This is a genomic window from Nonomuraea sp. NPDC049480, from assembly GCF_044465905.1.
Classification (GTDB): domain Bacteria; phylum Actinomycetota; class Actinomycetes; order Streptosporangiales; family Streptosporangiaceae; genus Nonomuraea.
This window is the reverse complement of the sequence record NZ_JBITMD010000003.1, coordinates 54297-74843: the sequence shown is the minus strand read 5'-3', so window position 1 is coordinate 74843 and position 20547 is coordinate 54297. Positions and strand designations below refer to the sequence as shown.

Below are 20547 nucleotides of genomic sequence, written 5' to 3'. Positions count from 1 at the left end.
GAACGTTGCCGACACGCTGGTAGTGAGCCATGGCGTAGTGCCTCCGGGTCGGTCGAAGGGTGGGAATGGTCAGGCGGTGACGGGAAGACCGCGTGCGAGTACGCGGTCGAGCGCTCGAGTGAGCTCGGCCGGCGATGGGTCACGGAGGACCGCGGCCACGTGGGCATCGGGTCGTACGACCCAGACCTCGGCGGCTTCTGCGCCCATGACGCCCGCCAAGGCGGGCGACAGGTCGGCGAACGCATAGGCCTGAACCGGACCCACGGAGCCTTCGCGGGCCTGGCCGAGTACCGACGGCGAACACGCCGCGCCAACGAGCACCGTGATTCCGTCGCGCAGGAGTCGGCGCAGGTGCGTCTCGCCACCGTCGGCGCCGCGCACGGGAAAGTCCGGCATCAGCACACCGGGCGCCGGTGTGGGCATCGTGCCCTTGGCCGGCCGACCGGCGAACGGGCCGCGGGAGTCCGGCGTGGTGAGCGGCGAGTCGACGTACCAGAACGGCTCGGCCAGCCGGCCCGAATCGACCCGGGCACGGGCGTCCGTGTCGTGACGCGCGGCTTCGAGAGTCCGCCTGCGGTCCTCCCACTGCTCCTCGGTCTGCGGAACCAGGAAGCGCATGGTCGCTCCGGTGACCTCCAGATTCTCCAGGGCAGCCGCGTGTCGCTCGTGGTGGTAGGTGTCCAGGAGTGACTCAGGCGCCCACCCGTTGAGCACGTAGGCGAGTTTCCACGCGGCGTTCTCCGCGTCCTGCACGCCCGAGTTGAGGCCCCGGGCGCCGAAGGGCGCCACCAGGTGTGCTCCGTCGCCGGCCAGGAGAGCACGACCGGCCCGCATGCGGTTCACCACGCGCGAGTGGAAGCGGTACGCCGACTTCCACACGATTTCGTAGTCGCAGTCGCCGATGATCTGGCGAATGCGGGCATCGAGCGCTCCGGTGCGCTCCTCCTCCGCGAGCTCGAAGTTCTCCGGCACCTGCCAGTCGATTCTGAAGGTCGAGTCCGGACATGGATGGATCAACACCTGCCGGCCCGGGTTCCATTGGGGGTCGAAGTAGAACCGCCGCTCGCGCTCCCACCCCGGAAGATCGGTGCGCAGGTCACAGATGAGGAACTGGTCACCGAAGGTGTGCCCCTCGAACGAGAGCCCGAGCATCTCCCGGATGGCATCACCACGGGCTCCGGGGCAGGCCAGCAGGTAACTGCCGCGAACCTCGATCTCCCCCGCTTCCGTCTCGCAGGTCGCGGTCACGCCCTCGGCATCCTGCGCGATCGCGATGACGCGGTGGCCCCAGCGCACCTCGATCAGCGGCTGGGCTTCGATCTGATCGTCGAGGACCTCCTCGGTGCGGCACTGGGAGATGTTCACGAACGGGGGGAACGGCGAGGCGCCGGGGTCCTCGAAATCGATCGTGAACAGCTCGTCATCGCGGTAGAACGTGCGCGCCCGGGTCCATGTCACGCCTTCGGCCGCAAGAGTCGCTCCCACGCCGACGCTCTCCCAGATGTCGAGGACGTCGCGTTGCTGGCATATCGCCTTGGATCCGACGAGATCGCGAGCGGGGCGGCCGTCGAGTACAACGACGGGGATCCCCCAGCGAGCGAGAAGAAGGGCCGCCGTCTGACCGACGGGCCCGTTTCCGAGGACGAGCACGGGTTGGTGCTGATTCATCGTGTGCGTCCCGTCAGGATTGAAGGAGGTCCCACACCTGGCGGTCGCGCTCGGCGGTCCAAATGAGGGGCCAGTCGGTGCCGGAGAGCTCATCCCACAACCGCGCGACGTCGAAGGGCAGGCAGTGCTCGAAGATCGGCCAGTGCCCGAACTTCGGCGCCAACGCTGTGTGGGTCGCCTCGAACGCCTCCTTCAGGGTGCCACCACGCTTCTGGACGGTTTCGACGTGCTCGATCATGGTGGTGAGAAAGCCGCGCGTCTGCTCAATCGCCGCGCTGACGGCCTCCGCACCGCGCGCGACAGCCCCACGGCCACCCACCAGTTGTTCGGCTCCGAAGGAAGCAACGTTGTCGAGCGTCGCCGCCGCCCAGTCGCGGTGGAACGCGTCTCCGGTGTACAGCGCCGCCTGGGCCTCCACGAGGTCACCGGCGAACAGGATCTTCTGCGAGGGCAACCACGCGACGATGTCGCCGGCCGTGTGGCCGCGCCCGCAGTACTGCAACACGAGGTCACCGCGATCACCACCGAGATCGATGGTGAACCGGTCGGTGAATGTCACCGTCGGCCAGGTGAGCCCCGGGATCGACTCGGGATCCTTGAACAGGCGAGGCATCCGCCCGAACTCCGACGCCCAGTCCTGCTTGCCACGCTCGGCGATCAGCCGGCGGGTGTTCTCGTGCGCCACGATCACCTCGGCGTCGAACGCGCTTGCACCGAGGACGCGCACCGCATGGTAATGCGACAGGACGAGGTATTTCACGGGCTTGTCCGTGTGCTTCCTGAGCTCCGCCAGCCAGTCTCGTGCTGCGGTCGGCGTCGCCAGCGCCTCGAAACAGACCAGGAAGTCCTCGCCCTCGATGGCGCCGACGTTGGGGTCGCCCTCCGCGGTCAGGGCGTATACCCCTTCTGCGAGCACCTCGAGCGTCTGCTGCTTCGCACTGATGTCCGCCGAGGACGCGAAGGGTTTGCCGGCCATGCCGATCCCATCTGTTCGGGTGACGGGGGGCATCTTGGCACCCGCCGTCCTACTCGTAAAACCTTTTACGAGTAGGACCATAACCACGAGTCGTCGGCTCTGTGAAGCACAGCCGGCATGCAGATGGGGTCGTGCCCGCTGGGCCAAGTTCCCTACCCGCTGCGCCAAGCCTGGAAGCGCACGGTGTTCCTAACGTTGCGGCGACGCTGGCCCCGATGGACATCCGACGTCCTGTCGAAAGGCTCCACATGAAGAATCAGGTCTCGGCCCTTGCCGCTGCCGCAACGTCAGCTTTGCTTCTCGCCGCATGCGGCAGTGGTGGTGGTTCAGGATCCGCGGACGAACCCATCGTCGTCGGCTCCATCAACGCACTCAGCGGTCCGGCGACATTTCCCGAGGCATCTGCGGCGGCGCAGGCGGTGTTCGACGGGGTCAACGCCACGGGTGGGATCCGCGGACGCAAGATCCAGTACGTCGTCGCAGACGACAAGGCGGACCCGGCGACCGCAACCCAGACAGCGCGAGACATCGTGACCAGCAAGAATGCCGTTGCCATGGTGGGCGGCGCGAGCCTGGTCGACTGTGATGTGAACGGAAAGTTCTACGAGCAGCAGAAGATCATGAGCATCGTCGGTACCGGGGTCGGGCCAGGATGCTTCAACAGCCCGGTGATGGCCCCGGTCAACGCCGGGCCCTACCTCGACTCACAGATGACGCTGACGTTCGGCTCGGAAAAGCTGCACGTCAAGAAGATCTGTGCCTTCGTCGCGATCACCGGAGCCTCCAAGCCCGCCTATCAGTCGGCGATCGACGCCTGGACGAAGGCGACTGGCGCGAAGCTGGCCTACATCGACGACACCGTGCCCTACGGCAACGCCGACTACACGCCCCAGGCGGTGAAGGTCAAGGAGGAGGGCTGCGACGCCGTCTTCGCCAACTTCGTCGAACCGGATGCCCTGGGCATGCTCAAGGCCGCGGTGGCCCAGAACGTCACCGGGATCACTTGGCTGTTCCTGACCTCGGTGTACTCCGAGCAGTTCGCGAAGGCCGCGCCGGCGGGGCAGAAGATTTACGTGCCGGCAGAGTTCCTCCCCTTCACAGACACCAACGCGACAGCGAACAAGGACTGGCGCGAGCTCATGACCAAGCAAGGGCTTGCGCTGACGTCGTTCTCACAGGGCGGATACCTCGCAGCCACGTACTTCGTCGACATCCTCAAGTCGATCAAGGGCGACATCGATCGCACGTCGGTGACCGAGGCACTGAAGAAGATGGCGCCGATCGAGAACGCCATGGTCGGCACGCCATACCAGTTCGGGCCGGGCAACAGCCACCAGCCGAACCACGCCGGCTGGCCGATCGTCCTCGACAAGGGCTCGTGGCGGAACGCCGCCGACAACTGGCTCATTGTCGACCAAGGCTGAGTTGAGCAGTCGATGATCTCAGGAGCTCTGAGCGGACTGGCGTTGGGCGGCTTCTACGCCACCATCGCCGTCTGCCTGACCTTGATGGCGCAGCTCATCCGGGTCGTGAACTTCGCCCAGCTCGCGTTGGCCATGTTCGGGACCTACACAGCAGTCACGCTGGCGGACCATGGAATGCCGGCCCTTCTGGCCGTGCTTCTCGGAGTGGCCGTCGCAACGGCGGCCTCCGGCATCCTCGGTGCAGTGCTTGCACACTGGATGCCGGAGGCGGACATCACGCACCGATCCGCAGTCTCTATCGCAGCACTGCTCCTCGCGCTGTCGGCGTCGTTCATGGCCTTCGGCACGAAACCCAAGAACTTCGCGCCGCTCGTTCACGGTGCGGCGGTCGACCTCGGCGGGACGGTGGTCACGTGGATCGCCGTGGTGATGTGCCTGCTGGCGGTCGCGGTCGCGAGTGCTGCGCACCTGGTGCTGCGCAGGACCGATGCCGGAGTACTGCTCCGGGCGCTGGCGGAGCGACCGTCGACAGCGGAGCTGCTGGGGGTCCCCGCCAGGTCTCTGACCGTCGCAGTGTGGTTGTCCACCGGCGTGGTGGCGGCGGTGGCGGTCGCCCTCGTCGCGCCGACCCAGACGAACGACCAGTACTCACTGACGATGCTCGTGGTGCCATCTGCCGCCGCCGCGCTGGTCGGCGCCTTCCGGTCCATCTGGCTCTCAGTCGCGGGCGGTATCGGGCTCGGCATGCTGCAGGGCGCCCTCGCCCAGTCGAACCAGCTGTCTGTCCTCAAGTTCTGGATTCCGTTCGCGGTCATCCTCGTGCTCCTGCTGTGGAGCCAGAGAAATCAGGTGTGGGATGTCGCCCGTTGATACCGGTCGCGCCGCGGCCGTTCAGGCGAGACGCGAGTCTCGCGACGCGCAGGGCCGCAATCCGTTGGCGCGGCTCGTCGGCAGCTTCGACTTCGGCCGGCACCCGCTCATGCCGGCCGCAGGCGCAGTGGTCGCACTGCTCCTCGCGATCGTGGCCAGTCGTGCACTCTCGCCGTACCTCATCTTTCTGGGCATCACCGTGGTCGCAGCCGCGATCGCCCTGGTCGGCATCGGAGTCGTCTCGGGACGGGCCGGAATGATCTCCTTGTGTCAGCTCTCGTTCGCCGCGGTCGGCGCGGTCGTCGTGGCCCAGCTGAGTATCTGGCAGGCACCCGGCGGGCTCATCGGGTGGATCGCCGTCGGCGGCATAGCGTCGGGGCTCGTCGGCGTGGTCATCGGCCTCCCAGCCCTCCGGTTGCGCGGTGTCAACCTCGCCGTGGTCACTCTCGGTTTCGCGGCGGCAGCTCGACAGACCCTCGGACTCACCCAGTTCCCGGGGACCAACGACGGGCTCTTCATCAGTCGGCCGAACGCGGCGGCATCCGACCCGGACTACTTCGTCCTGGCAGCCGCTGTCCTCATTGCCTCAGTGGTCCTGGTCACCTATCTCGGGCGAACGCGCCTCGGTTCGAGCTGGCGCGCCGTGGCCTACTCCGAGCGAGGCACTGCGGCGGCCGGCGTCAACGTGCCCTTCGCCAAGACCTCGGCGTTCGGTCTCAGCGCGCTCCTGGCCGGGATCAGCGGCGGCGTGACCGCGGGACAGGTCGGCGTCCTCTACCCGAGCAGCTTCGAACCGACCGCATCGCTCACGCTGTACGTCCTGGCGGTAGTGGTGGGCGCGCAGGCCGTCGTCGCAGCGGTGGTCGGCGGCGTGCTCTGGGTCGGCATTCCTGAACTGCTGCGCATCTGGGGCGTTCCGCAGGACTGGGCCCTGGTGGTGTTCGGGCTCGCCGGCATTCAGGCGGTCGCATCGGGCAACAGCCTCGGGGACAATCTGAGCCGGCTCCGTAGACGCCGGGTACCAGAGGCAACGCACCTGACCGAACGAGGACCCGTGACCGCAGCACCCTCGCCGACCGCCCACTCCGAGGCGAATCGTCCGGCTCTCCGGATACCGACCGGGCCGTCAGCGACGCACGGGCCGGCCTTGTCGGCTCGCGGCATCACCTTGCGATTCGGTGCGGTGACCGCCCTCGACGATGTCGACCTCGACATACCCACTGGCGCAATCGTCGGGCTGATCGGCCCCAACGGAGCCGGGAAGTCGTCACTGGTCGATGTCCTCACCGGGTTCACCCGTTCCGAGCGCGGAGTGGTCGAGCTCGGTGGCCGTGACGTGACCGGCCTGCGGCCGACGCCGCGGGCACGGGCAGGTCTGCGTCGCACATTCCAGCAGGATCGGGTTCCGCCGGGCCTTCGGGTGGGCGCCTACGTGCGCATGGTCGCCCACGGGCGTCCTGATCGTGCGGCGATCGATGAGACGCTCGAGCACTTCGAGTGCCCGCCGGCGCATTCCCTCCTTTCCGACGTCGACCTGGCCACACGCCGCCTCGTGGAGGTGGCCGCGCACGTGTTGAGTGGTCCTCGGGTGCTCCTGCTCGACGAGCCCGCCGCGGGCCTGTCGCACGAGGAACACATCCGCTTCGGGCGCCACCTCCAGGCGGTCCCCGAACGATTCGGCACGGCGGTCCTCCTGATCGAGCACGACCTGGACATGGTCCGATCGGTCTGCACGTCACTCGTCGTCCTCGACTTCGGACGCGTGATCTCTGCCGGGACACCAGACGTCGTCCTCAATGACCCGAAGGTGATGCGGGCCTACCTCGGGGAGGAGTCGACATGAGCGAGCTCACGCTGAAGCAGGTCTGCGTCGACCGGGCAGGTGGCCGCGTCGTCACCGACGTGTCCCTCACCGTCCGACGGGGTGAGGTGACGACACTCATCGGCCCGAACGGAGCCGGGAAGACATCCCTGCTCGAGGCCGTCTCCGGACTGGTCGACGTCGCGCGGGGTTCCATCACCTGCGACGGCCAGGAGATCACCCGGCACAGCAAGGTCGGTCGACGGGGACTGGGGATCGTGCACGTCGAGCAGGGCCGCACAGTGTTCGGCTCCCTGACGGTGACCGAGAACCTTCGCGTCGCCACGCGCTCATCCGCGGACATCAAGCGCGCCTTCGAGCTGTTCCCCGAGCTCCGCAAGCGTCATGACAGCGCGGCGACCCTCCTGTCCGGCGGAGAGCAGCAGATGCTCGTGCTCGCACGCGCGCTCGTCACCCGACCCCGCTTCCTCCTGGTCGACGAGATGTCGCTGGGACTGGCCCCTGCGGTCTTCAGGCGGCTCCTGCCACTCGTCAAGGACTTCGCCGCGGACGGTATGGGCGTGTTGCTGGTCGAACAGTTCGCACAGCTCGCTCTCGGAATCTCGACCGAGGCGGCCGTCATCACCGGAGGCCGGCTGACCTACCGGGGTCCGGCATCAGTTCTGGTGGAAGACCCTGAACGGCTCCAACGCACGTATCTGGGGACGGATCATTGATCGGATGCTGTTGGTGATCTCGGGGTGGTCTGGTGATCTCGGGCTTGCGGGATGCCTGGCTGGCAGGAGTCGACCGCGCTCGTCTGTGAGGGCGGTGTCGATGGTTGGCGATATCGGTCGGTTAATCCCGGTGGAGACGGTGCGGGCAGCGTGGGCTGCGAACCCGTCCCCGACGCCGGCGATGTGGGTCCGGGACCGGCTGGCGGGAGTGTTCTGCGAGAGGTCTTCGCCGGCTGGTTTCCAGCTGATGGCCGACGGGGTCTTGCGCCAGTTGTGCTGGCGCTGGTCAGCGTGTTGCAGTTCGCGGAGAACTTTTCCGACCGGCCAGGCCGCGTTGGCGGTGCGGTGCCGGATCCGCTGGAAGTACTGCCTCCGTGGCATAGCCCAGATGCACGGTCAGCCCGGATCCCAACGCCCGCTCCGGCACCGCCTTGACCAGCTCACCCAGCATGCTGCCCGCACCGGTCGACCGCAGCTCACCGGCCGCTTCCCGCGACCTGACCACCAGCTCCCGCAACGGACGACGCTCCGGCACAGCCACATTCGCCAGAGTACACGAATGATCACTTATCGTAGTATACGGTGGACTATCGACGCCGCCCACGATCATTTGCTCCCTAGCAAGATCACTTCCAATACTTCAGAGGTGATCCTGGGAACTTGTCTCACCGTGCAGGATTTTTAGCACGCAGGAGCAAGTTGTGCCAGACTGTGTCGCCGGTCACATCGAGGGTGCAAAGTGGACTCGAGCAATCGGACCGGGAGGATTCATGACGGTGGGTTCAACACCGCGCTCACGACATGGAGTCGAGAGCTACCTCACCTCGGACTTCCACGAGTGGCGAACGCACGTTTCCGAGAGCTTCGTTCCGCTGGAGGTGCAGACCGACCGGCCCGACTCTTTCCATGGGCAACTGCGCGCCAAGCGCATCGACCGGCTCGCCATGTTCGACATCCGCGTCAGTCAGCACTCGGTGTTCCGAACCCCGGAACTGGTAACGAATTCGAGTCGCGACTACTACAAGCTCTCGATGCAGCTACGCGGCAGCAGCTTGTTGCTCCAGGACGGCAAGGAAGCGCTGCTCACCCCCGGCGACATCTCCCTCTACGACACGACGAGGCCGTACACACTCATATCGGACGACAACATGCGGCACATCGTCTTGATGTTCCCCCGCTCCTCGATCGACCTGCCCACCGCGGACCTGGGCGAGCTGACGGCAACCAGACTGCCGGCGAACCGCGCGATGTGCCAGGTGATCAGCCCGTTCCTGCTCCGGATGGCGAAGAACTTCGAGTCGCTGAACGGCGGCGCTGCATTGCGGCTCGCGCATACCACGATCGACCTGGTCACCACTCTGTTCGCGACCGAGCTCGACGTCGGGTTGGAAGGGACGAACGAGCCTCGGCGAAGGCTGCTGAACCAGATCAAGAACTTCATCGAGGCGAACCTCGACGACGAATCGCTCGCGCCGCCTCAGATCGCCGCCGCGCACTACATCTCGGTGCGGCAGCTGCACCAGTTGTTCAGCACGGAGGGCATGAGCGTGTCGTCCTGGATCCGCACGCGTCGCCTGGAGCATTGTCGTCGGATGCTTGTCGACCCGGTGCACGCAGGCCGGTCCGTGTCCGAGATCGGAGCGCGCTGGGGTCTGCCCGATGCTCCGCACTTCTCCCGTGTGTTCAAGATCGCGTACGGCGTCTCACCGCGTCAGTTCCGTTCGGCGGGAATGCCAGCCACCTGACCGAAGCTCCAGGTGGCTGACTCTGGCGGGCCCGGCCTGTCTCAGCCGGCTTCCTCGGCGAGGATGAAGTCGGCGGCGCGCTCACCCACCAGGCAGGCAGGCGCATTGGTGTTGCCGCTGGTGATTCGGGGGAACACCGACGCGTCCGCGACGCGGAGTCCGCGCAACCCGTGGACCCGCAGGGTAGCGGGGTCAACCACCGCATCAGGTCCCGTGCCCATGGCGCACGTGCCGCACTGGTGGTGGTAGGTGATCACCGTTCTGCGCGCATAGTCGGCGAGCGCCTCGTCGGTCTCGACGCCAGGGCCGGGGTAGATCTCACGTGCACCCCATTCGGTGGCCAGAGCGGGCTGCTGACCGATCTCGCGGCACTTGCGCAGCGAGGCAACGAGCGTCTGGAGGTCTTTGTCCACGTCGAACACGTTGAGGTCGATGGCGATCGGATCATCGGCGCCCGGTCCGGTCAGCGTGACCGAGCCGCGGCTCTCCGGCCGGACGAGGCCGGCCATGAGCGAGAAGCCCGAATCAGGGCCGCTCATCCATTCTTCGGAGTACATCGGCACACTGAAGTTGATCGGCTGAGTGTCGGGAGAGTCCAACCCCTCGCGGCTGCGCCAGAAATGATGGGTCTGGGCTGCCGCCAGACCGGGGGTCGGAGGACCGACTTCGCGCGCTGTCGTCTCGAAGATCACGGGCGACAGCAGATGGTCCTGCAAGTTGCGTCCGACGCCCGGCAGGTCGAGGATCGTGTCGACACCCAGGTCCCGAAGCTCCGCGGCCGGCCCGATTCCGCTGCGCAACAGGACGCGCGGAGAGTCGAGGGCCCCGGCGCACAGGACCGTCTCGGCGGCGTATGCCTCCATGGCGATGCCCTCCACGTCGACCTCGACGCCGACAACGGCCCCGTCCTCGACGATCAGCCGATTCACGCGGGCACCCGTGACGATCTTGAGGTTGTTCCGGTCCCGTACGGGCTTCAGGTACGCCTTGTAGGTGTTCCAGCGCTCGGCCCCCCGAATGTTGAACTGCATCTTCGCGACGCCGTCCAGCGTGCCGGAGTTGTAATCCGGATTGACCGCGAGGCCCGCCTGCACCGAGGCGTCGAGGATCGACTGCTGGACGGGATCCAGCTGGTAGTCGACGGTCACGTCGAGGAGCCCGGAAGTGCCACGAGCACGGGCCGGCCGGCCGTCGTAGGCCTCGATTCGGCCGAAGACCGGCGCTACATCGGCCCAGCCCCACCCGCTCGCTCCCAACTTCTCCCAGTGCGCGAAGTCCTCGTCGCAGCCCCGCACCCAGATCGCGGCGTTCAGCGCATGGGACCCGCCCAGCACCTTGCCGCGGGGAAGGTGGAGCAACCGGTTCGCCGCATTCTTCTGGGGCACGGTGTAGTAGCCCCAGTCCTGGGGGCTCAACCAGAGCTCGGCGAGGCGGAGGACGTCGTGGAGCGCAGGGTTGGAATCCTCGCCACCGGCCTCGAACAGAAGCACGTCACGTCCCGCGTCCACGAGTCGGCGAGCAAGGATGGCGCCCGCGGAGCCGGCTCCGACAACGATCACATCGGCCTGCAGCGTCATGGCGAGTTCTCCCGGTCAGGTCGTTTGCCTGCGCCCGGTCGTTCGACCGAGCCTGCGCTCATTCTGAGAGTGCTCAGACAGTGCCGGAAAGAGTCACATTTGGACTGTTCGCACTACGCCAAGAGTCGTTCACATCGGGCCAAGTCAACGACCACCATGCGCTTCGAGAATCGAGATGGACATCGATCCTCGAGCGGATCCCTTTCAGGCCGCGCACGTGCGGACGCCCGGAGGCAAACCATGATCACGGCCTGCTTGGCCGACCTGAACCCGACCGCCATCTCGGGGGTCTCCGCCATCGAGACCGACGCGTGAGGGTGACCTGGCCAACGACCGTGCCGGGGCGGGTGGTCCAGCTCCTGCTCGGCCTGATCGTGACGTCGGCGGGGATCTGGCTGACCATCCGCGCCAATCTTGGTGTCGCCAGCTGGGAAGTCCTGCACATCGCATTGGCGCAGCGCCTCGGCATCGGCATCGGCACGGCCTCCATCGCGATCGGCAGCCTCCTCGTCGCGATCGTCGCCGCTCTCGGCCTCCTTCCCGGCATCGGCACGATCCTCAACGTGCTGGTGATCGGGACCTGTCTCAACCTCTTGCTCGCGACCCCGATGCTCGCGTCGATGGGGACCACCGGTGTGGCCGAGCGGCTGGGAGCGCTGGTTGTCGGCATCGCGGTCTTCGCGATCGGGTGCGCGATCTACGTCGGAGCACATCTCGGTTCGGGACCACGTGACGGCCTCATGCTCGCCATCCATCTCCGGCTCCCGCTGGGTGTCGGTGGTGCTCGCGTTGTGTCGGAGGGAATCGGACTCGTGATCGGCTGGTCGCTCGGGGGCCCGGCTGGTGTGGGGACGTTGCTGTTCGTGGTAGCGGCCGGCCCCATGGTGGCGCTGGCATTCAGATTCCTGGGCCTCCGACCGCTGGCAGAGACCAGACCCGTCCCGCGGGCGCCATGATCGCGTAACTGAGCAAGGTGACGGGTGACGCCTGCGAAGGTCTGCAGTGCTGGCAAGCTGATCCCATGACCACGGACAAGAGCGAGCCGCCGCCGATCGACGATCTCGACTTCCAGTCGTTCGTGAGGTTCGCCCTCGACCGCGCCGGCCGACTGGAGCCTCCGGTTGACACCGAAGCTGCTGCACTCGTCCTGACCCTGCACCGTGCGGCGAGCACCGTCGTTTACGACCTCGAATCGTCCGTGCACAGACCGCATGGCTGGAGCTGGGCCGGTTTCCGGTTGATGTTCGCTCTGTGGATCGTGGGCACGATGGATGCCAAGGATGCCGCTCGGATCGCGGGCATGAGTCGCCAGGCCGCGTCGAGCCAGGCCAACACCCTTGAGCGCGAAGGCCTGCTCCGCCGTACCAAGTCGCCGCACGACGGTCGCGCGGTCGCCTTCGCCCTCACCAAAGCAGGGCAGAAAGCCATCGCGGACACCTACCACGAGCACAACATCCGCGAACGCATGTGGGCGGAGCTCCTGACACCCGAAGAGCGCGCTGCCCTCACCTCGGCTCTGGGCAAGCTGCTCGACTCGGCGCCGCACCTCGGGGTACGGCGCCGGGACTGAGCCGTGACCACGTCGACCAGATCCAGGCGTGTTCAGGAGCTACGCCACGGCCACGTTCAGGCAGCCGCGTCAGACAATGGCGCTGGCCTACCATTCGACGGCGTTGAACGAGCACGCAAGCGCGCCCTGGGCAGGGAGTCACAGGATGGCGCGCCACGCCGACGCGCTCGACCGCGTCCGCCGACGCGGCGTGGATCTCCGTGCTGCCGCCCACGCCCCATGCTGCCCTCGTGGTCGAGTGACCGGTACTTGGCGCCGCTGGAGCCGGCCCGCCAGGCAGCCGGCCAGCGACGCAGGCCCCCTACGTCGACTCGCCCAGGCCACCTTGGCGCCGAGGCGATCCGCCTGCGACAGGTCCTCGCCGCGTTCAGCCGTCCCCAGGGCGAGGTGCCGCCATCACCCGGCAGGGTCCCGCTCATTAATCACTCGACACCCCTTCCGAGCTGCGGGAAACTCCTCGCGATGACGCAACGAACCGATACGCCTCCCGCCTGGGACGAGTCCACGCGGCTGACCACCTTCCTGGACTACGCCCGTGACACGGCGCCTCGCCCGCATCGTCTACAACACCCTCCAACCCGACAAAACAACCGTCCAGCCGACCGCACTCGCGGCAGCGGCTTGACATAGGAGCAACGCATGTCACTGGTGGGCGGGAGGTCGAGCAAGCGGTGAACCGGCATCGGAAGCGGCCGGCCTCGGCCACGGCGCAACGCCGCGCGCACCTCGCGTCGGCGGCTCCCGCCGCGAGCCCGGCACAAATGCGAGCATCCCAGTCAGCTTCTCGGCGACCTCCTCGTAATCATCGTCTGGAAACAGGCACAACGCGATCAGGAGATAGACGACCACGTGCGCGGGCAGCTTGCGAACCCGACGCTCCCCGGCACTCGTGTGCGGCGACGGCCGCGTGCAGGACCTGGCGAGGGATCAGTGCTGTCAACGCGCCGACCGCCACGAGATCCGTCAACCGATTCGGACCGCCTAACTCACCCATCAAGATCATCAAGCGACGCCACCAGCAAGATCGCTAACTAAACGGCATTGGACCCATCCCCGCTCGCCTCCGGCCGAGAAAACGCCTTTCGCCAAGGCCGGCTGCGCCCGCATGTGATTCGATGCGCAAAGTGGACAGATGCAGCTCCCGCCTCTCGGCCGAAGGGCTGCCGGGATCTGCACGAGCGGCTGAGCGATGCGGGTCAATCGGGGGGAGAACCCGATCCAGACGCCGATCGGCACCCACACGAGGGTGGCCACGACCATCAGCACCACCACCCCGAACCAGCTGTTGCACCGTGAGCGCCGGCTCAGTCATGCCGGCTGGACTCCCGGCTCCCGGGGGTCGATGCCGGTGGTACGGAACCGGATGCGGTAGCTCCCCGGCGAGACTCCGAGGTTGCGGCGGAAGATCCGTCTCATCGTCTCCGGGGAGCCGAAGCCGGCACGCCGTGCGACGGACTCCTGGCTTTCGTCGCCGGTCGCCAGGAGAAGCTTGGCCGCCTCCAGCCGGGTCTGCTCCACGTAGCGGGCCGGTGTCATGCCCACCTCGTCGCGGAACATCCGCGCCAGGTGGCGTTCGCTCACCGCGGCGCGGGCGGCCATCGCGGCAGTCGAGTGGTCCGCGGCGGGTTCGAGGACCACAGCGTCCAGGACCTGGCGCAGGCCGCGTGTGGTGGGGGCGCCCGCCTTGGACCAGACGCTGAACTGGGCCTGGCCGCCCGGACGTTGGAGGAAGACGACCATCCACCGGGCGACCCTGCGGGCGACGTCGGTGCCGTAATCGTTCTCGACGATGGCCAGGGCCAGGTCGGTGCCCGCGCTGATCCCGGCGCCGGTGATGAAGGGGCCGTCCTGGACGAAGAGGGCGTCCGGATCCACCATGACGCGGGGGTACTCCAGGGCGAGCCGCGCGCAATGTGCCCAGTGGGTCGTCGCCCGGCGTCCGTCCAGCATCCCGAGGGCGGCCAGCACGAAGGCGCCCGTGCAGACGGAGGCGATCCGCGACGCCCGGGGCGCCAGCTCGCGGACCGCCGCCAGCGCCTCGGGGACCGTGTCCGGGGTCAGCTCCTCCGGTATGTCATGCGTGCCCGGGGCGAAGGTGAAGTCGGCCGGTACACCTCCCGGCACCAGGAGGGTGTCGATGGAGTCGGGGGCGTCGGCCACTGGAATGTCCGCGCTCAGCCGGGTGAACGCGGTCGTCCCGACCGGCTGCCCCGTGGGCGAGACCAGCAGCACCCGGTAGCGGGCCCCGAAGTCGTTGGCCCGGGCGAAGATCTCCAGCGGCGCCGCCACGTCTTGCAGTGTCACCTTGTCGTACAGCACGAAGACCATCGTGCGTTCGGTGCCGCTGTCCGCGGCCGCGATGCTCTGGTTCATGGTCCGGCCTCCTCCCGGGGAGTGCGGGGCTACCCATCGTGTCCGAAATCGTGGCTCGTGTGTCGGTTGCAGCCCTTGGCTCCTGTCCTCCCAGGAGGGAACGTGGAAGCCGGGGAATCCGGGATCCGAGTTCCTGGAATAGATGATACCGATCGCTTCGAGCTGTCAGTAAAAGCGCCGCACTTCCGTCGGCCTCATGGGAAGAAATATTAACCGCACGAAGACCTGATCGGTCCAGTGCTCATATCGACCTCGCAGCCGCCCATGGCCTCACCGGCAGGCCTGGGCGGCTTTTCCTGCCCCTATGTCATAAGACAGCGGAAGTCAATGCCAGAAATCGCTTGTTCAAGCATCTTTAACTCGCATGAAACAAAATAGCTGGAACCTATTGGTGTCTTCCCACCTCAGAGCCGACACGATCGGCACCGAAGGCAGCTGCTGCCACGTTCCCCACCGGGAGCCACGCGGCGGCAGGAGCCGAATAGGCGTGGAAATCCGCGTCCAGATCGAAGCACTCGAACTACCGGATTAGACATCGCCGATCGAGCCTTCAGAAAGCCTTTCACGCCAGGGCACCCAATTCTCTTCCGCGCCTCAGCATGCCAATTGCCGCCTGCCCGTGTTCGGGCACGAATTTCGCCGAGCCGTTAGAACTCGGCGCCAGAGGAGTGTTTGGTCATGCGCCAGCTAGATGCTTTGTCGATCAGCATCGGCGTACTCGGAGGAGTCGCCACGCTGATGACCGCAACCGTCCTGACCATTCCGGTCTGGGTCATCTTCATCGCCTGGGCCTCCTTCTTCATCCTCGGAGCCGGCACCGACGGCATGGTGAGGTCGATCGCCTCGAACCTGACCGGCATCGTCATCGCCTCGCTGACGCTGCTGGTCATCCACGCGCTGGGCGGTGGCACCGCCATCGCCGTCGTCGCCGTGGGTGTGGGCAGCGCCGCCATGGTGCAGGCGTCGAAGATCCCCCTGCTCTCGAAGATCCCGGCCATCGTGTGGGGCTTCGCCTCCACGGTGGGCACGGTGGCCGCCACCGGCCACGGCATCACCACCGCATCCATCAGCAACCCGGCGCTCGTCGCGGCGCTGTCCATGGTCCTCGGCGCGGTGTTCGGCATCGCCTCGGAGCACTGGGGAGCCGCGATGACCGCACGCCCGGCCGCCGAGCCGGCCCCGGAAGGACGGTCATGAAACTACAGCACCACCTGGGAGGCCTGGAAAACCTCGGCCCCGTCACCTACGAACCCCGCGTCTTCGTCGAGGACTGGGAGCAGCGCATCTTCGGCATCCACATCGCGATGATGGGCCTGAGCGCCCACCTCGGCGACGCCGGGCCCCAGTACCCGATCGAGGACGTGCCCACTGCCTTCACCTCCGTCTGGACCTGGGCGGACCTGCGCAAGGGCGCCGAGGCGATGCACCCCTTCGCCTACTTCCAGTACCGCTACTACGAGAAGTGGCTCGGCGGCATCAGCGGGTTCTTCGTCTCCCAGGGCTACATCACCGCGGAGGAACTGGAGGCGAAGGCCGCGGAGTACCTCCAGGATCCGGGACTCGCACAGCTCGAGGGCGGGGACGAACGCATCGACGACCAGGTCATCCGCTACCTGCGCGAGGGCGACTCCCCCCGCCAGGGTCCGGCTGAGTCCCCGGCCTTCGCCGTCGGCGACCGCGTGACCGTCAAGAACGTGCCGCCCACCGAACACACCCGGCTGCCGGGCAATCTGCGCGGCCGCACCGGCACCGTGGAGCGCGTCTTCGAGGGCGACTACGGCTACTTCTGCTCCACCGGCCCCGACGGCATCGGAGAGCCCATGCCCGTCTACGCCGTCCGCTTCGAACCCACCGGCATCTGGGGAGAACTCGCCGAACCCGGCGCCGTGCTCTACGGCGAGCTCTACCAGGCCTACCTCACCCCCGCCACGGAGGAACAGCAGTGACCGTACAGTTCGGCTACCCCGAAGACCGCGAAGCCCGCAGCGCCGCCCGCGTCCGGGCGCTGGAGGCCCTGCTCATCGAGAAGGGCGTGATCACCGGCGCGACCGTCGACAAGGTGCTCGGCTACTTCGAGACCGACATGACGCCGCTCAACGGAGCCAAGATCGTCGCCCGCGCCTGGACCGACCCGGAGTTCGCCGAACGGCTCGTCAAGGACACGCCGGCCGCCGTCGCGGAACTCGACCTCCCCGTCGGCATGGACGGTGCCGAAGGCGAGCACCTGCAGGCCGTGGCCAACACCTCCGGCGTGCACAACCTGGTCATCTGCACCCTGTGCTCCTGCTTCCCCTGGCCGGTGCTCGGCCTCCCACCGTACTGGTACAAGGACCCGACCTTCCGTGCCCGCGCAGCCCGCGAGCCCCGTGTGGTGCTCAAGGAGATCGGCCTGGACCTCGACCCGTCCGTCGAACTGCGGGTGTGGGACAGCAGCGGTCATTCTCGCTGGTTCGTCGTTCCGCAGCGGCCCGCCGGAACCGACGACATGACCGAGGAGGAACTCGCCACCCTGGTCACCACCGAATCGATGATCGGCATCGCCGAGGTTCCTTCACCCGCCGCCTGAGCAGCACCCGGACTCCAGAGAAAGGGAATCCCATGGAGGCCACCGCCACCACCGCACCCCTGCACGAAACCTGCGTCACCGACATGAACGCGCCCACCTTCGACGCCGACTGGCAGCGCCGGGCGTTCGGCGTCGCCGTCGCCCTGTCGGAGTTCGGCCACTACCCCTGGGACTCATTCCAGCAGCGGCTCATCGCCGCCATCGGCGCATGGGAGTCCGCCCCCGCGGCCGAGCAGGGCAGCTGGCAGTACTACGAGCACTGGCTCGCGGCGCTCGAACACGTACTGGTCGATCACGGTCTGGTCGGAGAGAACGAGATGCGTGCCCTGCTCGGGACGTAACCCGTTCCAAGGCCCGGACCTCCAGGTCGTCCGTTCCACCCCCGCCCGCCAGGGCCGCACCCGCGAGTGGCTCCCCACCAACGGGTGCGGCCCGCCCCCTCTCGCTGCTGACGACGGCACCGCGCGGTGCCCCTGCCAAGGACATGTGTGTGACCACAACGACCATCACCCCCGGCCGATGGACCCGCGCCGAACGGCTGCGCATCACAGGCATCGTCGGCGTCATCGCCGCCCTGCACGTCATCGGATGGAGCCTGTATCTCTTCTACGCCAGCGGCCCGGCCGGCGCCGGGGCCTTCGCCGGAGCCGGAACTCTTGCCTACACACTCGGGATGCGGCACGCCTTCGACGCCGACCACATCGCAGCCATCGACGACACCACCAGGCTGATGATGCAACGCGGACGCAGACCCGTCGGCGTGGGCTTCTTCTTCGCCATGGGCCACTCCACCGTGGTCCTCGCCCTCGCCTTCGTCGTCGCGCTCGCCGCGGGGCACGCCGGCTCGGGCATCGGCTCCTTCCGCCACGTCGGCGGCCTGGTCTCGCAGATCGTGGCCGTACTGTTCCTGCTGCTCGTCGCCGTGCTCAACCTCATGGTGCTGACCGGCATCGTCGGCCTGTGGCGGCGTATGACGCAGGGCCGGCTGCACCAGGAGGAGCTCGAGCGGCACCTGCTCAACCGGGGCCTGATGAACCGCCTCCTCGGCCGCCGCGCCCGCGCGCTGATCCGTTCCTCATGGCACATGTACCCGGTCGGCATCCTCTTCGGCCTCGGCCTGGAGACCGCCAGTGAGATCACCCTGCTCACCCTGTCCGCCAGCGCCGCCGTCCACGGGTCCGGCCTGCCCACCCTCGCTGTCCTCTCCCTCCCGCTGCTCTTCGCCGCGGGAATGAGTGCCTTCGACACCGCCGACAGCATGCTGATGACACGCCTGTACTCGTGGGCGTACCGCAGTCCCGCCCGCAGGCTCTACTACAACATCGCCATGACCGGCATGACCGTGGCCGTCGCCGCGTTCATCGCCAGTGTCTACCTCGCGGGGCTCGTCGCCGACGCCACCGGAGCCGGAGGACTCCTCACCGCCTACGCCTCCCTGGCCGACCACTTCGAACTGCTCGGCTACGTCGTCGTCGCCGTCTTCGCGGCCTCCTGGCTCTCCGCCGCCGCCATCTGGCGCTACCGCGGACTCGCCGAGAAGTACGGCGACCCGCAAGGTGCCGCAGACGAAGTAACCCAGTGATCCTGAGTTCCGGTGCCGGCTCGCGGCCAAGAGTCTGCGGCTCTGACAGAGGATCGGGGACTCGAGATCGCCAGCACGCTGCTCAAACCAGACCCCGTACAAGATGTTCGGCGAGAGCGACGACCGGCAGGTTGGTGGTGGCCCGTGGGATCATGGGGATGATCGAGGCGTCGACGGGCACGGACTCCGGGTCGTCCCCACGCCCTTGGGGAGCCTCGGTGCGCTGATCTGCGGCGAGAACGCCAACCCACGTGGCCGCATCGCCCGACGTTGGTGACTCAGAACCGCCGTTCAGGACCCAGCCCTCGCCGTCACGCACCGCACTGAGCCGCAGGCCGACCGCGGGAATGGCAGGGAGGGCCTTCTCCAGCCGGGCTTCGTTTCGCGCAGGAGGTCGAGCAGTTCTTCCAGGTTGAGATAGAACAGGTCGTCGCCGTGCCCGGTCAGCTCGCCGGCCCGGACGACGAAAGCGCGAGCACCCAGAAGGCGCGACGGCCTCCGAGCGCGTGGTCTCACGGTCGCGCACGACCTGGCCGCAGCGCCGCACCCGCACGCGCATCCTGGCCTCCTTGCCTCCCAGCGGAAGAGTTTCACTCTGGGCACGTCGAGGATGGGCGGGATCTTGCCGAAGACGTCTTCAACGCCGGCTACCCTTGCTCGCTCGTCTGCGGTGTGGCGTAGACCTGGCGCCAGTGCTCGGCCGAACGGACCAGGTCGTCGCCGACGCGGGTGAGGAACTGGCTCATGTTCTCCAGCCGGACGCCGGCCGGGGTGGCCAGGCCGAGGGTGCGGGCGCTTTGCCGGGCGGTGTCGGCGAGCAGGGCGTTGGCGCGGGCGCTGGCCACCATGGCCTGATACCAGACGTCGTCGTCGATGACGTATCGCTCGGCCCGGCGCCGGGGGTCGCGTTCGCGGCGGATGAGTTCCTGGGCTTGGAGGTAGCCGACGGCTTTGGAGATCGAGGCAGGGCTGACCTGCAGGCGCTGGACGAGTTCGGCGGAGGTGAGGCTGCCGCTGTCGGTGGTGTACAGGGCGGCCAGCACTTTGGCCATCATCTGTGGGATCCCGCTCTGCATCAGCAGGTCGGTGAGCTGGTCGGCCACCTCGCGCACGGTTTGCAGGTCGCGTCCGTCGGCGTCGGCATCGCCGCGCGCGGCCGCCGGGGTGATGGTCCTGCGGCGGTGGACGCGCCGGTCGGCGGCGCGCTGGGCTTGGTCGGCACGGTAGGCGCCGGGGCCTCCATTGCGCATCACCTCGCGGGTGACGGTCGAGGTAGGCCGATTGAGGCGGCGGGCGATCTCGGCGTAGGTGAGACCGTCGGCCAGTCCGTCGGCGATCTGACGGCGGTCCTGCTGGGTGAGCCTGTCTCCGGGCATGGCGTCCGCCTCCTGATGGCTCGACCGCGCGCGTGCGGCTGAGCGGATCTCGGTTGACGGACAGTGTGCATCCGACCGCGATGACATGCAACTCGCAGCGCCCTATGTTGCATTAACCGACAACCTTCATGCAACAAATATGCGCCTTTGAACTGCGCAAATCATGTTGCTTCGCGTATTTATGATTGACGATTCGTCGCATGCAACGTAACTTTTCCTTCGTCGCGAAGATCGATGACGGAGCGGGGGCGATCAGCCCCCGCCAGCCCCCGCCAGCCCCCG

The 20547-nt window shown here is 67.4% G+C and carries 17 protein-coding genes and 1 pseudogene; 12 read left to right on the top strand and 6 right to left on the bottom strand.

Annotated elements, in window-relative coordinates; all coding sequences use genetic code 11:
- Nucleotides 1-69: 69 nt before the first annotated feature.
- Nucleotides 70-1668, bottom strand: a complete 1599-nt coding sequence (locus tag ACIBX3_RS10080; RefSeq protein ID WP_397115179.1) for an FAD-dependent monooxygenase — start codon at nucleotides 1666-1668, stop codon at nucleotides 70-72.
- Between the two features lie 13 nt (nucleotides 1669-1681).
- Nucleotides 1682-2644 carry an MBL fold metallo-hydrolase gene (locus ACIBX3_RS10075; RefSeq protein WP_397116364.1) on the bottom strand — a complete coding sequence of 321 codons (963 nt, stop codon included), beginning with the start codon at nucleotides 2642-2644 and terminating at the stop codon, nucleotides 1682-1684.
- Between the two features lie 215 nt (nucleotides 2645-2859).
- Here ACIBX3_RS10075 and ACIBX3_RS10070 point away from each other — a divergent pair, with 215 nt between their 5' ends.
- The 5 genes from ACIBX3_RS10070 (at nucleotide 2860) to ACIBX3_RS10050 (ending at nucleotide 9221) form a co-directional block, all read left to right on the top strand.
- Nucleotides 2860-4068: an ABC transporter substrate-binding protein gene (locus tag ACIBX3_RS10070; protein WP_397115177.1), complete on the top strand. Its 1209-nt coding sequence runs from the start codon at nucleotides 2860-2862 to the stop codon at nucleotides 4066-4068.
- Nucleotides 4069-4080: 12 nt separating this feature from the next.
- Nucleotides 4081-4938 (top strand): branched-chain amino acid ABC transporter permease, encoded by an 858-nt coding sequence (locus ACIBX3_RS10065; protein ID WP_397115175.1) that lies wholly within the window; start codon nucleotides 4081-4083, stop codon nucleotides 4936-4938.
- A complete protein-coding gene (locus ACIBX3_RS10060; RefSeq protein ID WP_397115173.1) occupies nucleotides 4925-6781 on the top strand; it encodes an ATP-binding cassette domain-containing protein in 1857 nt (618 codons plus the stop codon). Before ACIBX3_RS10065 ends, ACIBX3_RS10060 begins: the two co-directional genes overlap by 14 nt.
- A complete protein-coding gene (locus tag ACIBX3_RS10055) occupies nucleotides 6778-7476 on the top strand; it encodes an ABC transporter ATP-binding protein (RefSeq protein WP_138711356.1) in 699 nt (232 codons plus the stop codon). Before ACIBX3_RS10060 ends, ACIBX3_RS10055 begins: the two co-directional genes overlap by 4 nt.
- Nucleotides 7477-8246: 770 nt before the next feature.
- The gene (locus ACIBX3_RS10050) at nucleotides 8247-9221 is read left to right on the top strand and encodes a helix-turn-helix domain-containing protein (protein ID WP_397115171.1); all 975 of its coding nucleotides are present in this window, start codon (nucleotides 8247-8249) and stop codon (nucleotides 9219-9221) included.
- A gap of 41 nt (nucleotides 9222-9262) precedes the next feature.
- On the opposite strand, the gene ACIBX3_RS10045 is transcribed toward ACIBX3_RS10050, so the two are convergent.
- Complete coding sequence (locus ACIBX3_RS10045) at nucleotides 9263-10798, bottom strand: GMC family oxidoreductase (RefSeq protein WP_397115169.1); 1536 nt, start codon at nucleotides 10796-10798, stop codon at nucleotides 9263-9265.
- 311 nt (nucleotides 10799-11109) lie between these two features.
- Between ACIBX3_RS10045 and ACIBX3_RS10040 the strand changes: the two genes are divergently transcribed.
- Both ACIBX3_RS10040 and ACIBX3_RS10035 read left to right on the top strand, forming a co-directional pair.
- Entirely contained in the window at nucleotides 11110-11754 is a 645-nt protein-coding gene (locus ACIBX3_RS10040; RefSeq protein ID WP_397115167.1) for a YitT family protein, read from the top strand.
- Between the two features lie 65 nt (nucleotides 11755-11819).
- Complete coding sequence (locus ACIBX3_RS10035; protein ID WP_397116362.1) at nucleotides 11820-12368, top strand: MarR family winged helix-turn-helix transcriptional regulator; 549 nt, start codon at nucleotides 11820-11822, stop codon at nucleotides 12366-12368.
- 642 nt (nucleotides 12369-13010) lie between these two features.
- Here ACIBX3_RS10035 and ACIBX3_RS10030 read toward each other — a convergent pair.
- Nucleotides 13011-13247, bottom strand: a pseudogene (locus ACIBX3_RS10030) (transposase domain-containing protein); the annotation flags it as partial.
- Between the two features lie 429 nt (nucleotides 13248-13676).
- Nucleotides 13677-14741, bottom strand: a complete 1065-nt coding sequence (locus ACIBX3_RS10025; protein ID WP_397115165.1) for a GlxA family transcriptional regulator — start codon at nucleotides 14739-14741, stop codon at nucleotides 13677-13679.
- A gap of 678 nt (nucleotides 14742-15419) precedes the next feature.
- Between ACIBX3_RS10025 and ACIBX3_RS10020 the strand changes: the two genes are divergently transcribed.
- From ACIBX3_RS10020 to ACIBX3_RS10000, 5 genes are all read left to right on the top strand, one after another.
- Complete coding sequence (locus ACIBX3_RS10020) at nucleotides 15420-15938, top strand: DUF1097 domain-containing protein (protein ID WP_397115163.1); 519 nt, start codon at nucleotides 15420-15422, stop codon at nucleotides 15936-15938.
- On the top strand, nucleotides 15935-16687 hold the full coding sequence (nthB, locus tag ACIBX3_RS10015) for a nitrile hydratase subunit beta (RefSeq protein ID WP_397115161.1): 753 nt from the start codon (nucleotides 15935-15937) through the stop codon (nucleotides 16685-16687). The genes ACIBX3_RS10020 and nthB overlap by 4 nt, the downstream gene beginning before the upstream one ends.
- Nucleotides 16684-17307, top strand: coding sequence for a nitrile hydratase subunit alpha (gene nthA / locus ACIBX3_RS10010; protein WP_397115159.1), 624 nt, complete (start codon nucleotides 16684-16686; stop codon nucleotides 17305-17307). Before nthB ends, nthA begins: the two co-directional genes overlap by 4 nt.
- Nucleotides 17308-17339: 32 nt before the next feature.
- Nucleotides 17340-17648, top strand: a complete 309-nt coding sequence (locus tag ACIBX3_RS10005; protein WP_397115157.1) for a nitrile hydratase accessory protein — start codon at nucleotides 17340-17342, stop codon at nucleotides 17646-17648.
- A gap of 149 nt (nucleotides 17649-17797) precedes the next feature.
- Nucleotides 17798-18889 (top strand): HoxN/HupN/NixA family nickel/cobalt transporter, encoded by a 1092-nt coding sequence (locus tag ACIBX3_RS10000; RefSeq protein ID WP_397115155.1) that lies wholly within the window; start codon nucleotides 17798-17800, stop codon nucleotides 18887-18889.
- A gap of 647 nt (nucleotides 18890-19536) precedes the next feature.
- On the opposite strand, the gene ACIBX3_RS09995 is transcribed toward ACIBX3_RS10000, so the two are convergent.
- Nucleotides 19537-20265 (bottom strand): helix-turn-helix domain-containing protein, encoded by a 729-nt coding sequence (locus ACIBX3_RS09995; RefSeq protein WP_397115153.1) that lies wholly within the window; start codon nucleotides 20263-20265, stop codon nucleotides 19537-19539.
- Between the last annotated feature and the right edge of the window lie 282 nt (nucleotides 20266-20547).